The organism is Janibacter sp. FSL W8-0316, assembly GCF_038004165.1.
Classification (GTDB): Bacteria; Actinomycetota; Actinomycetes; order Actinomycetales; family Dermatophilaceae; genus Janibacter; species Janibacter indicus.
Map to the genome: position 1 here is coordinate 2,305,139 of NZ_JBBOQX010000001.1, position 12,317 is coordinate 2,317,455.

The 12,317-nt window shown below is 71.9% G+C and carries 13 protein-coding genes and 1 tRNA gene; 8 read left to right on the forward strand and 6 right to left on the reverse strand.

Annotated features, from left to right (window positions below; translation table 11 throughout):
* Positions 1-510 (reverse strand): FHA domain-containing protein FhaB/FipA, encoded by a 510-nt coding sequence (locus tag NYE39_RS11300; protein ID WP_072623326.1) that lies wholly within the window; start codon positions 508-510, stop codon positions 1-3.
* A 28-nt stretch (positions 511-538) separates the two neighbouring features.
* Entirely contained in the window at positions 539-1,468 is a 930-nt protein-coding gene (locus NYE39_RS11305; protein WP_226282826.1) for an FhaA domain-containing protein, read from the reverse strand.
* A 163-nt stretch (positions 1,469-1,631) separates the two neighbouring features.
* Here NYE39_RS11305 and NYE39_RS11310 point away from each other — a divergent pair, with 163 nt between their 5' ends.
* Positions 1,632-2,468 carry a LysR substrate-binding domain-containing protein gene (locus NYE39_RS11310; protein WP_341012722.1) on the forward strand — a complete coding sequence of 279 codons (837 nt, stop codon included), beginning with the start codon at positions 1,632-1,634 and terminating at the stop codon, positions 2,466-2,468.
* A gap of 122 nt (positions 2,469-2,590) precedes the next feature.
* Here NYE39_RS11310 and NYE39_RS11315 read toward each other — a convergent pair whose 3' ends face one another.
* The gene (locus tag NYE39_RS11315; RefSeq protein ID WP_185221230.1) at positions 2,591-3,088 is read right to left on the reverse strand and encodes a DUF4188 domain-containing protein; all 498 of its coding nucleotides are present in this window, start codon (positions 3,086-3,088) and stop codon (positions 2,591-2,593) included.
* An 84-nt stretch (positions 3,089-3,172) separates the two neighbouring features.
* On the opposite strand from NYE39_RS11315, the gene NYE39_RS11320 reads away from it, so the two are divergent.
* Both NYE39_RS11320 and NYE39_RS11325 read left to right on the forward strand, forming a co-directional pair.
* Positions 3,173-3,805: a MerR family transcriptional regulator gene (locus tag NYE39_RS11320; protein ID WP_341012723.1), complete on the forward strand. Its 633-nt coding sequence runs from the start codon at positions 3,173-3,175 to the stop codon at positions 3,803-3,805.
* 77 nt (positions 3,806-3,882) lie between these two features.
* Positions 3,883-3,965, forward strand: a tRNA-Leu gene (locus NYE39_RS11325).
* A gap of 59 nt (positions 3,966-4,024) precedes the next feature.
* Here the strand turns inward: NYE39_RS11325 and NYE39_RS11330 are convergent.
* Positions 4,025-4,630: a M23 family metallopeptidase gene (locus NYE39_RS11330; RefSeq protein WP_341012724.1), complete on the reverse strand. Its 606-nt coding sequence runs from the start codon at positions 4,628-4,630 to the stop codon at positions 4,025-4,027.
* A 129-nt stretch (positions 4,631-4,759) separates the two neighbouring features.
* Here NYE39_RS11330 and NYE39_RS11335 point away from each other — a divergent pair, with 129 nt between their 5' ends.
* Positions 4,760-4,963, forward strand: a complete 204-nt coding sequence (locus tag NYE39_RS11335; RefSeq protein WP_125932744.1) for a hypothetical protein — start codon at positions 4,760-4,762, stop codon at positions 4,961-4,963.
* Between the two features lie 207 nt (positions 4,964-5,170).
* Here NYE39_RS11335 and NYE39_RS11340 read toward each other — a convergent pair whose 3' ends face one another.
* A complete protein-coding gene (locus tag NYE39_RS11340) occupies positions 5,171-5,719 on the reverse strand; it encodes an NYN domain-containing protein (RefSeq protein ID WP_341012725.1) in 549 nt (182 codons plus the stop codon).
* Positions 5,720-6,046: 327 nt separating this feature from the next.
* Complete coding sequence (locus NYE39_RS11345; RefSeq protein WP_341012726.1) at positions 6,047-6,619, reverse strand: TetR/AcrR family transcriptional regulator; 573 nt, start codon at positions 6,617-6,619, stop codon at positions 6,047-6,049.
* Between the two features lie 114 nt (positions 6,620-6,733).
* Between NYE39_RS11345 and NYE39_RS11350 the strand changes: the two genes are divergently transcribed.
* The 4 genes from NYE39_RS11350 to NYE39_RS11365 all read left to right on the forward strand — a co-directional run bounded on the left by NYE39_RS11350 (position 6,734) and on the right by NYE39_RS11365 (position 12,297).
* Positions 6,734-7,954, forward strand: coding sequence for an acetyl-CoA C-acetyltransferase (locus NYE39_RS11350; protein ID WP_072623340.1), 1,221 nt, complete (start codon positions 6,734-6,736; stop codon positions 7,952-7,954).
* 35 nt (positions 7,955-7,989) lie between these two features.
* Positions 7,990-10,164 (forward strand): 3-hydroxyacyl-CoA dehydrogenase NAD-binding domain-containing protein, encoded by a 2,175-nt coding sequence (locus tag NYE39_RS11355; RefSeq protein WP_341012727.1) that lies wholly within the window; start codon positions 7,990-7,992, stop codon positions 10,162-10,164.
* A 1-nt stretch (position 10,165) separates the two neighbouring features.
* Positions 10,166-11,008 carry a CaiB/BaiF CoA-transferase family protein gene (locus NYE39_RS11360; protein ID WP_341012728.1) on the forward strand — a complete coding sequence of 281 codons (843 nt, stop codon included), beginning with the start codon at positions 10,166-10,168 and terminating at the stop codon, positions 11,006-11,008.
* A 125-nt stretch (positions 11,009-11,133) separates the two neighbouring features.
* Entirely contained in the window at positions 11,134-12,297 is a 1,164-nt protein-coding gene (locus tag NYE39_RS11365) for an acyl-CoA dehydrogenase family protein (protein WP_341012729.1), read from the forward strand.
* The last annotated feature ends 20 nt before the right edge of the window (positions 12,298-12,317 follow it).

Here is a 12,317-nt window from a genome sequence, read left to right on the forward strand (position 1 = left end):
CTAGTTCCTCAGCTCGATGACCGTGCGGCCGATCCGGATCGACGTGCCGGTCTCGACGGGCACGGGGTCACCGACGCGGTACTGGCCGAGGAAGGTGCCGTTGGTGGAGCCGAGGTCCTCGACGTACCAGCCGTCCTCGCCGCGGATGATGCGGGCGTGCCGCCCGGAGGCGAACTCGTCGTCGAGCACGAGCGCGCACTCGGGGTTGCGGCCGATGAGGACGCCCGAGTCGCGCAGGGGCAGGGAGGTGCCCGTGAGCGGCCCCGTCGTCAGCACGAGGTGGGTCGGGGTCCGGGGGTTGCGCGGCGGACGCGGCGTGGTCGCCTCCGGGGCCTCCTTGGACCTCGCGCTGCGAGACGCGCGGGCGGCCTTCTTGGGCGGCGTGGGGCGCCGGTTGACCACGCGCGTGCCGAAGAGGTCGGTGCGCAGCACGGACGCGACCGAGAGCACGAAGACCCACAGGAGCACGAGCAGGCCGAGGCGCAGCACGGTGACCGTCAACTCGCTCAACTCCGGGACTCCTGTCGTGTGGGCCGGCTCAGCGGCCGGCGTGGAAGGTGGCGTGCGTGCGCCCGACGGTGATCCGGTCACCGTCGTGCAGGCGCACGGCGTCGGTGGGCTCGCCGTTGACGAAGGTGCCGTTGGTCGAGCGCAGGTCGCGCAGGTGGGTCACGAGGTGGGGACCGTCGTGGGTGACCCTGACCTCGCAGTGCCGGCGCGAGATGCCGGGGTCGTCGAGGACGACGTCGGCGCTCTCGTCGCGGCCGAGGACGGTCATCGCGGCGATGAGCGGGTAGCGCTCGCCGTCGACCTCGAGCCACGGTCGGTCGTGGATCGAGCGGGTCGGGCTCTGCCGCGGCGGCTGCGGACGGTGGACCGCCGTGGGCGCGTCGTCGGTGGGCTCGGGCTGCGGGGCCACCGGCGGGCGGGGCGAAGGGGGACGAGGCACGGTCCGCTCGGGCGCGGCCACGGGGGCCGGTGCCTCCTCCACCTGGTCGTCGGTGAGCTCCCAGCCGCCGGAGTACTCGTCGTAGGCGTCGTCGTCGCCGGACTGCTCGTCGGCGTAGGAGCGGATCTGGTCGGCGCGCTCGACGCGCTGGCGGGCGGTGGCCGGGCGGACCCGGAAGACCCCGGTCTCGAGCTCGTCGTCCTCGTCGAAGAGGACCTGCAGCGGGCCGCCGGGCTGGTAGCGCTGGGACTCGGCGTGCTCCTGCGCGGCGGCGACGAGCTCGTCCTCGAGCTCCTGGTCGAACTCGGTGAGGCGCTCGTAGTCGCTCGGGGCGAGCTCGATGGTGAAGAGGTTGGGCACGATCGTGCGGCCGCGGCCGAGCATCGTCGCCCGGTCGTCCATGGCGCGACGCAGGGCGGAGGCGAGCTCCAGCGGCTGGACCTCGGCGCGGAAGGCGCGCGCGAAGACGCCGTTGACGGTGCGCTCGAGCTTGCGCTCCATGCGTTCGAAGAGGCTCACGCTCTCCTCCCTTCGGGCAGACGTCATCACGGACACACGGTGCGGCGAGCCTAACGTCTGACCCTGAGGGATGCCTGCAACCCATGCCGCGGCAACGGAAACGGACCGCGCGTGGTGCGCGGTCCGTTTCGGACGTTCCCTGAGGAGGCCGCCCGCGGCCAGCATGCTCACCTTCCCTGAGGAGGCCGCCCGCGGCCGTCTCGAAGGGAGCGTCAGTGCAGGCGCAGCGCCCTGGGCCGCAGGACGCGGCATCGCGCCGACCGCGACCGGTCGCCTGCTCGCCGCCGAGTCCGAGGAGCTCATGGGCAACCTCGCCCGGCTCACCGGGATGGTCGACGACCTGCGGGCCGGGCACACCGGTGGTCTGGAGATCGCCGCCTTCAGCTCGGCCGCGCAGCAGTGGGTGCCGTCGGTGGTCCGCCCGTTGCGCGAGGAGTTCCCCGGCCTGGTCGTCGACCTGGCGCTCAACGAGACGGCGCTGCAGCAGCAGGGGTTGCGCGCCGACATCGACATCCGGGTCGAGGACCCGGAAGCCGAGGTACCCGAGACGCCCGGGCTTTGCCGTCGGGTGCTCGCCGAGGAGGCCTATGTGTGCGTCGTGCCCCGCGACCACCCGCTCGCCGATCGCGGCGAGATCGGGCTGGCGGACCTCGTCGACGAGGCGTGGATCCGTGACGACCGGGTCGAGAGCATGTGCACCCAGATCATCAACCGCGCCGCGGCCGCGGCCGGGGTCACGCCCAACTACGTCGCCCGCTCCGACGACCACCACACGGCGATGGCCTTCGTCGCTGCCGGGGTCGGCGTGTGCGTCCTGCCGCGGCTGGCGGCGCTGACCGCCCCTGCCGGGACCGCCGTGCTCGAGGTGCGTGATCCGGTGCCGCGCCGCCGCATCGTGGCGCTGCTGCGCGACTCCTCGGAGACCAACCCTGCGGCGCAGCGCGCCATCGACCTGCTGCTCGAGGCGGCTCGGGGCGTCGATGAGGCCCGCGCCGCCTGAGGCCGCCCCCTTCGCCCGCCCTTCTTTCGCAATTCCTCAAGGTCGTGCGGCGCCCGGGTCGGGTCGAGGTGGCAGCGACCGGATAGCCGGTCGCGGATACCTCCACCGGCGGGAGTCGCGCGTCAGGCGACCCGCGAGCCCAGGCGGGTGCGGGCCCGGGCGCCACGTCGGCTCACCTCGACGGTGCCGGTTGCCGCCCCCAGGCCGATCTGCGCGCCGTTGCCGTAGAGGGTCTCGACACCGCTCGCGGGCACGGCGAAGGTCTCGTGCCAGATGCCGACGGCCCCGGGGTGCTTGCGGCCGGCGGCGTTGAAGGCCTTCCATGCCGGCAGGTGGGCGTGGTCGGCGGAGCTGGCATAGCGGTAGAGCTGCTCGGTGCTGCGCCAGTACTGGACGACCCAGGGGCCGCGGCGGCCCATGAGTGTCGTCGCGCCGAGGAAGCCGAGGTCCTCGGCCTCGCCGCGCTCGACTGCCGCGCGGTTGCGCTCCAGCTCGGCGATCATCCGCGGCATGGCGACGAAGACCGGCCACCAGAGGTCGATGCGGTGGGGCCTGGCGATGGTCATGCCGATGTTGAAGACGACGACGTCGTCGTCGCACGCGTGGGTGTGGTGCTGCATGGTCGGTGCCTCCCTGGTGCACAATGGATAGTGCCGCTATCCAGTATTGGGTAGGACTACTATCCGGCGCAAGAGGTGAGCCTGATGAAGATCTCCGAGCTGTCCGCGGCGACCGACGTCCCGGTCGCCACGCTCAAGTACTACCTGCGCGAGGGCCTGCTGCCGCCGGGCGAGGCGCTGTCGCGCACCAGCGCGGCCTACGGGGACGCGCACGTCGAGCGGGTGCGTCTGATCCGCGCGCTGACGAGTGTCGGCGGGCTGTCCCTGGCCACGACCCGGCAGGTCCTCGAGGTCATCGCCGACCCCGGCACCTCCCGGGTCGACGTGCTGGGCGCCGCCCAGCGGGCCCTCCTCGGCGAGGACTTCGTGGCCGGTCCCGAGGGTGACGACCCCGACGAAGGGGGGAACCCCCCTTCGCGGGCCCGTGCCTGGCTGACGGAGGCGGGCTGGCAGGTGCACCCCCACGACCCCGTCATCGACGATCTCGACACGGCGTGGGCCGCGTGCGACGCCGCCGGCCTCGGTCTCGACGAGGCACGGATGACGCAGTACGCCGACGCCGTGCTGCGCATCGCCCGCGTCGACGTCGACTCCGTCCCGCCGGACGCCGCCGGCGCGGTGCGGCAGGTGGTACTCGGCACCGTCCTCGTCGACCGGGTCCTCGCCCCGCTGCGTCGCCTCGCCCAGCAGCACATCGCCGTAAGCGAGAGCGACTGACCCTCGCTTTGGGATCTGCCCGGTCATGGGGCACAATGAGACGGCTCGTGCGCCGGAAGGCGCTGGGCACACTCTTTGCGCGAGTGGCGGAACGGCAGACGCGCTGGCTTCAGGTGCCAGTGTCCGAAAGGGCGTGGGGGTTCAAATCCCCCCTCGCGCACAGATGTCGAAGGGCGTTGCACCAGCTGGTGCGACGCCCTTCGTCGTGCTCGGGGCAGGTCAGCCCTGCACGATCTCGCCGTTGTGCGGGAGCCGACCGTCGAAGGTCATCGGCACCGCCTGCGCCGCCTCGACGGGCAGCCGGTCGATGGCCTGGACGTGGACGTGGGGCTCGGTGCTGTTGCCCGAGTTGCCGCAGCGCGCCACCGGCTGACCGGTGCCCACCTGCTCGCCGACCGTCACCGTCAGGCTGCCGCGCTGGAGGTGGCACAGGACGACCACACCCACTGCGCAGCGGATCGTCACGTGGTTGCCGGCGAGGGCGGGCCAGCCGGCGGCCGCCCGCCGACCCTGGGTCAGGGCGTAGCCGAGTGACGGCAGCCCGCGATATGCCTCGTGGTCGACCTCGCCGTCGTGCGCCGCGACGACCTCGCCGGCCACGGGCGAGACGATGTCCCGGCCGAACCCCGGGAAGCGCTGCGGCGGCTCCGGTCGCAGCAGGCTCCGCCACGTGAGGGGCGCGGTGCGTTCGTCCCCGCCCACGGGGACGAAGTCGATCGCCTGGGCCGACGCGAAGCGGGTCGTGCCGTGGCTCGGCACCCGGTCGGCGGGCGAGTTGCGCACCTGCCAGGCCCCGACGAAGGGGAGGGCGAGCTCGATCGTCATCGGACCGGCTCCCTTCGCCTCGTGCGCAAGGGCCACCGACGACCCCGTGCTCACTAGGGTCGCACCATGAGTGCACCGGCGCCCGCCCCTCGACCCGCGTCCTCGGGGACCCGGTCTGCACTGGCGGCCGTGCTCATCAGTCTCGGCGTCCTGCTGGGATGTTGCGGACTCGGCGTCGTCGGCTACGGCGGCCTCGGCGCCATCATGGTCGACCAGGCGAGCGAGGACCCGTGGGTCGTGTGGTCGCTGGTCCTCGGGATCGCGGCCTGCGTGATCGCCCTCGTGGCACTCGTCATCGGCATCGTCCTGCTCCTGCGGCGTCCCCGCGCCTGACGAGCAGGCCTGGCGCGGTCGCGCTCTTCGTCCTCGCAGGTGGCGGGGACACCGATGGCTTCGAGGAGTTCGCCCGAGGGCCGGAGCTCGTGGGGGCCGTGCTCGTGGGTCTGTCGGCGCCGCTCCTCGTCGCCGGCGCGATTCTCTTCGCCCTGCGCGACCGCTGAGGCAGGCGCAGCACCCGACGAAGGGAGACCGCCCCCTTCGTCAGATGAACTCGAGCGGGTCGAACTCGTCGATCTCGATGACCCGAACGCGCGGCAGGCGGCTCTTGAAGGCCGACACGTCGTACTCGAGGTCGAAGAACTCCATGCCGTCGATCTGCTTGAGCCCGCCCGCCATGAACTCGCTGAAGCCGACGATGCCGATGCGCCGGTCCTCGTCCTCGGCGAGCGCCTCCATCTGCGGCGTGAAGTCGTTGTCGTGGCTGACGAGCATGACGTCGGCGTCGCGCTCGAGCAGCGCCTCGGCGGTGCGCTGGATGGCGATGTCGACGACCTTGCCCTCGCCGCGCAACGGCACCGGCCGGTAGCCCATGGCGAGCAGCGCCTGGACGAAGGAGGCCGGCAGCTCACCGGCGACCGCGAGGAAGAAGAGCCCCTTGACCGGCTGGTCCCACACCGCCTCGGTGTACTCCAGCAGCGTGTTCCACCGCGGGCGCTCCTGCGGCTCGGGCCGCCGCCCGAGGACGGAGACCCCGAGCGTGGCGTCGATGTTTTCCCCGTCGACGAGGAGGTAGGTGGTGCGATCGGCCATGCTCGGACCCTACTGTGAGAGGGGCCGGCACGTCGCCGGCTCCATGACGACGAAGGGGAGTGACCGCCCGTGTGCATGCCGGTCCGGTGCCAGCAGTGCGGCAAGACGACGTGGAGTGGCTGCGGTGAGCACGTGGCCCAGGTCCGGGCCCAGGTGCCCGCTGACCAGTGGTGCCAGTGCCCGGAGAACGCCGACCCGAACGCCTGACGCGCATCGCTGGTCGAGGTGTGAGGGCGCCCCGCGCCCGAGCCTCGAGACCTGGTGCGTTGCGCGGTCTCGAGGGCCTCGCTGGCGCTCGGCCACCTCGACCAACGGGGTGGGTGACTGTCAGCGGAGGGTGACGCGGACCTCGGGGGGTGGGCTCTCGGCGCCGGAGAGGGCCCAGAGGCGGCCGAGGGCCGGCTGGAGCAGCCAGGTGCCGAGCTGGCGGACGAGCACCCGGACCGCCTGCTCGGTGACGGGGGTGCGGCTGGCTCCGATGCCGTGGTCGCGCAGGGTCTGGGTCTGCACGATCTGCTCGTCGAGGAGCTTGCGCACCAGACGACCGTCACCCGCACCGGGTGTGACGACGACCCGCCGCAGGTAGTCCACGGCGTGCGGGTTGGCGCGGAACATCCCGTTGACCGCGGCATCGCGCCCCGCGACGACCTCGTCGACGGGTCCGTCGAGCGGCACCGAGCCGAGGGCGTCGTGGAAGAGCCCGACGACCGCGTCCTCGACGGCCTCCTGCAGCCCGTCCTTGCTCCCGAAGTAGTGGCCGACGAGACCGGGGGCGACCCCGGCGGAGCGGGCGACCTCGCGCAGGCTCGTCGCGGCGACTCCCTGCTCGGCGAAGAGCGCCAGTGCCGCGTCCCGGATCCGCGTGCTGGTGTCGCCGGCGGCGCCTTCTCGTGAACCCACGGGGACCTCCCTTCGGTGTGACGGTGAACAAGTCGACCCACCATTGCACATGTGTTCAACGGCTGCGTAGGGTGCGAGGCGAACCCCAGCAGTGACCCGCGAAGGAGCCGGCCCATGCCCGAGCAGCCCCAGGCGATCATCTACGACGCCGTCCGCACGCCCCGAGGGAAGGGCAAGTCCTCCGGCTCCCTCCACGAGGTCAAGCCCATCGACCTGACCGTCGGCCTCCTTGAGGCGATCCGGGAGCGCAACCCCGGCCTCGACGCCGCGCAGGTCGACGACCTCGTCATGGGCATCGTCTCGCCGGTCGGCGACCAGGGCGCGGTGCTGCCGCGCATCGCCGCCCTCAAGGCCGGCTACCCCGAGCCGGTGGCGGGCGTGCAGCTCAACCGCTTCTGCGGCTCCGGCCTCGAGGCGGTCAACCAGGTCGCGGCGCGGGTGCGCTCCGGCTTCGAGGACCTGCTCATCGCCGGTGGTGTCGAGTCGATGTCGCGCGTGCCGATGGGCAGCGACGGCGGCGCGTGGGCGATGGACCCGCGCACGGCGCTCGAGACCGACTTCGTGCCGCAGGGCATCAGCGCCGACCTCATCGCGACGATCGAGGGCTACGACCGCGCCGAGGTCGACCGCTTCGCCGCCCAGTCCCACGCCCGCGCGGCGGCCGCCTGGGAGGGCGGCTACTTCGACAAGAGCGTCATCCCGGTCAAGGACGCCAGCGGCATCACGATCCTCGACCGCGACGAGACGATCCGCCCCGGGACGACCGCTGAGTCGCTCGGCGGCCTGCGTCCCTCCTTCGCCGCGATGGGTGAGCAGGGCGGCTTCGACTTCGTCGCCACCGAGAAGTACCCGCACGTCGACGCGATCAACCACGTCCACCACGCCGGCAACAGCTCGGGCATCGTCGACGGCGCCGCGCTGCTGCTCGTCGGCAACGAGCGCGTCGGCCAGGAGATGGGCCTGACCCCCCGCGCCCGCATCGTCTCCACCGCGGTCATCGGCTCCGAGCCGACGATCATGCTCACCGGCCCCGCCCCGTCGTGCCGCAAGGCCCTCGACCGGGTCGGCATGAAGGCCAGCGACATCGACCTCGTCGAGATCAACGAGGCCTTCGCCGCGGTCGCCCTCAAGCTCATGCGCGACATGGGCTGGAGCGAGGAGCAGACCAACGTCAACGGCGGCGCGATCGCCATGGGCCACCCGCTCGGCGCCACCGGCGCGATGATCCTCGGCACCCTCGTCGACGAGCTGGAGCGCCGCGACCTCGAGCGCGGCATCGCCACCCTCTGCATCGGCGGCGGCATGGGTGTCGCCACGATCGTCGAGCGCGTCTGACCCCCCTTCGTCACGGACAGGAAGCACGAGAAGCCATGAGCGAGAACATGATCCGCTACGAGCGCGACGACGAGGGCATCGTCACGCTGACGATGGACGACCCCGGTGCGGGCGCCAACACGATGAACGACACCTACGTCGCGGCGATGGGTGAGACCGTCGACCGCCTCGAGGCCGAGCGCGAAGACATCACCGGTGTCGTGCTGACCTCCGCCAAGAAGACCTTCTTCGCCGGCGGCAACCTCACCGACCTGCAGTCGGTGACCGAGGAGACCGCCGGTGAGTTCTTCGCCGGCATCGAGGGCATCAAGTCGCAGCTGCGGCGCCTAGAGCAGCTGGGCAAGCCCGTCGTCGCCGCCATCAACGGCGCCGCGCTCGGCGGGGGCCTCGAGCTCGCGCTCGCGACCCACCACCGCATCGCCGTCGACGACCCCAAGATCAAGCTCGGCCTGCCCGAGGTCACCCTCGGCCTGCTGCCGGGTGGCGGTGGCGTCACCCGCCTCGTGCGGATGCTCGGCATCCAGGAGGCGCTCATGGGCTGGCTGCTGCAGGGCCAGCAGTACGCCCCGGCTACGGCCCACGCGAAGGGAGTGATCGACCAGCTCGTCGCCACCCGCGAGGAGCTCGTGCCGGCCGCGAAGGCCTGGATCCGCGAGCACGCCGGCGACGAGGGCGTGGCCACCAAGCCGTGGGACGTCAAGGGCCACAAGATCCCCGGTGGCACCCCGTCGGTCCCGAAGTTCGCCGCCAACCTGCCGGCCTTCCCCGCCAACCTGCGCAAGACGCTCAAGGGCGCCCCGACGAAGTCGCCGCGCGCGATCCTCGCCGCGGCCGTCGAGGGCTCGCAGGTCGACTTCGACACCGCGAGCCGGATCGAGTCGCGCTACATCACCGAGCTCGCGGCGGGCCGCGAGTCGACCGCGATGATCCAGGCCTTCTTCTTCGACCTGCAGGCGATCAACAGCGGCAAGCTGCGCCCCGAGGGCGTCGAGCGCCGCCAGGTCGGCAAGGTCGGGGTCCTCGGTGCCGGGATGATGGGCGCCGGCATCGCCTACTCCGCCGCCATGTCGGGCATCGAGGTCGTCCTCAAGGACGTCTCGATCGAGGGCGCGCAGAAGGGCAAGAGCTACTCCGAGAAGCTGCTCGCCAAGCGTGTCGAGCGCGGCAAGATGGACCAGGCCAAGGCCGACGCCGTGCTCGCCCGCATCACGCCGACCGCGGACGTCAACGACCTCGCCGGTGTCGACGCGGTCATCGAGGCGGTCTTCGAGGACTACGACCTCAAGAAGCAGGTCTTCGCCGAGGTCGAAGCGGTCGTCGGGCCGGACACCCTGCTGTGCTCCAACACCTCGACCCTGCCGATCACCTCGCTGCAGGAGTTCTCCGGCCGCCCGGCCGACTTCATCGGCCTGCACTTCTTCTCCCCGGTGGACAAGATGCAGCTCGTCGAGATCATCCGCGGCGAGCAGACCTCCGACGAGGCGACCGCCCGCGCGATCGACATCGTCCAGCAGATCCGCAAGATCCCGGTCGTCGTCGGTGACGGGCGCGGCTTCTACACCAGCCGGGTCTTCGGCACGCTGATCCTCGAGGGCGCCGTGGCGGTTGCCGAGGGCATCGACCCGATGGTCGTCGAGCGGGCCGCGACGACGGCGGGCTTCCCCGCGCCGCCGCTGGCGATGCTCGACGAGGTCTCGCTGACCCTCACCCAGCACATCCGCGCGGAGGCCGACAAGGCCGCGGCCGCGGAGGGCAAGACCCTGCCCAAGGGCCCGGGCGAGGAGCTCATCGACACGATGGTCGCGGAGGGTCGCAAGGGCCGCGCCGCCGGCGCCGGCATGTACGACTACCCGGCCGACGGGCCCAAGGTCCTGTGGCCCGGGCTGCGCGAGCGCTTCGCGAAGGGGACGCAGGTCCCCCTTCGTGACCTGCAGGACCGCTACCTCTTCATCATGGCGCTGGAGACCGCGGGCTGCTTCGAGGACGGCGTGCTCACCGACGCCGAGTCGGCCAACATCGGTGGCATCTTCGGCATCGGCTTCCCGCCGCACACCGGTGGGCCGGCGACCTTCATGACGAACTACGAGGGCGGCCTGGCCGGCTTCGTCGCCCGCGCGGACGAGCTCGCCGACACCTATGGCGAGCGCTTCCGCCCGTCGGAGTGGCTGCGCGGGCGGGTCGCCGCCGGCACCCTCGTCGACAAGGCCTGACGTGAGCGGCCCCCTGACCGGCGTCCGCGTCGTCTCGATCGCCATCAACCTGCCCGGTCCGGCCGCCGTCGCGCGGCTGGCAGGGCAGGGGGCGAGCGTCGTGACGGTCCTGCCCCCGGGCGGTGACCCGATGGAGCAGTTCGCCAAGGACTACTACGACGAGCTGCACGTCGGTCAGGAGGTGCGCCGGGTCGACCTGAAGTCCGACGCCGGCCGGGCCGAGGTCGACGAGCTCCTCTCTGCCGCAGACGTCTTCGTCACCAGCTCGCGGCCGTCGGCCCTCCGGCGGCTCGGGCTCGACTGGGAGTCCGTGCACGCGCGGCACCCGCAGGTCTGCCAGGTCGACATCGTCGGCCACCCGGGCGACGAGGCGGAGACCCCCGGTCACGACCTCACCTACCAGGCCGTGACCGGACTGCTCGGCGAAGGGAGGATGCCCACCACCCTCGTCGTCGACCTCGCCGGGTCGGAGCGGGCGGCGGCGGAGGCTGCGGCCGCGCTCGTGTCCCGGGCCCGCACGGGTGAAGGGGTACGCCGCGAGGTGGCCCTGTCGGACGTGTCGCAGACGATCGCCGGGCCGCTCCTGCACGGGCTCACCGCACCCGGTGCCCTGCTCGGCGGCGGCCTGCCGGTCTACGCCGTCTACGACACCGCTGACCGACCGATCGCGCTCGCCGCGCTCGAGCCGCACTTCACCGCCTGCCTGCTCGAGGTCCTCGGGATCGCGCCCGAGGAGCTCTCGCGCGAGCGGCTGGCGGAGGTCTTCGCCACCCGTACGGCCGACGAGTGGGCCACCTGGGCTGCGGAGCACGACGTGCCGCTCGCCCCCCTTCGCTCCACCTGATCCCACCCCGACCAACGTTGGTCGAGGTGCAAAGGCCGCCCGCGGCCGAGCCTCGAGACCGTGCCGGGCTTCGAGGCTCGTCGCAGAGCTCCTTGCACCTCAGCCAGCGTGAGAGAGAGGCAACGATGCCCGAGATCCTCATGCCCCAGCCCTATGTCTCCCCGTGGATGCAGGACGAGGTGGCCGACGTGCTCACCCTCGCCCGCACCTTCTTCGAGCGGGAGGTGACGCCGCACGCGGAGCGCTTCGCCGAGCAGCACCAGGTGGACAAGGAGACCTGGCTGGCCGCCGGCGCCGCGGGCCTGCTCTGCATCTCGGTCCCCGAGGAGTACGGCGGCGGTGGCGGCAGCTTCGCCCACGAGGCGGCCGTGATGTGGGAGCAGGGGAGGGCCGGCGACGACGCCTTCGGCTACTCCGTGCACTCGTCGATCGTCGCCCACTACCTGCTCGCCTACGGGTCCGAGGAGCAGAAGCAGAAGTGGCTGCCGCGCATGGCCTCCGGCGAGCTCGTCGGTGCCATCGCGATGACCGAGCCGGGCACCGGGTCGGACCTGCAGAACATCAAGACGACCGCCAAGCGTGAGGGCGACCACTACGTCATCAACGGGTCGAAGACCTTCATCACCAACTCCTCGCACGCCGGTCTCGTCGTGGTCGTCGCGCGCACCGGCGGCGAAGGGGCACAAGGGATCTCGCTCATCGTGGCCGAGGTCGACGGCCTCGAGGGCTTCGAGCGTGGTCGGGTGCTGCAGAAGGTCGGCCAGCACGGTCAGGACACCCGTGAGCTGGCCTTCACCGACATGCGGGTGCCCGTGGCCAACCTGCTCGGTGAGGAGGAGGGGCAGGGCTTCTACCAGCTGATGATGCAGCTGCCGCAGGAGCGGCTGGCGATCGCCGTCGGCGCGGTGGCCTCCGCCGAGCTCGCCGTGGACCTCGCGGTGGCGTACACCAAGGAGCGCACCGCCTTCGGCAAGCCGATCAGCGCCTTCCAGAACACCCGCTTCACCCTCGCCGAGGTCTCCACCGACGTCATGGCGGCGCGGACCTTCCTCGACCACTGCGTCGCCCTGCACGTCGACGGCAAGCTCGACGCCGCGACCGCCTCGCGGGCGAAGTACTGGACGACCGACGTCCAGTGCGACGTCATCGACCGCTGCCTGCAGCTCTTCGGTGGCTACGGCTACATGCTCGAGTACCCCATCGCGCGGCTCTACGCCGGCGCGCGCGTGCAGAAGATCTACGGCGGGACCAACGAGATCATGAAGGAGCTGATCTCGCGGACCCTGTGAGGCCCCGGCGCCGCTGCTGG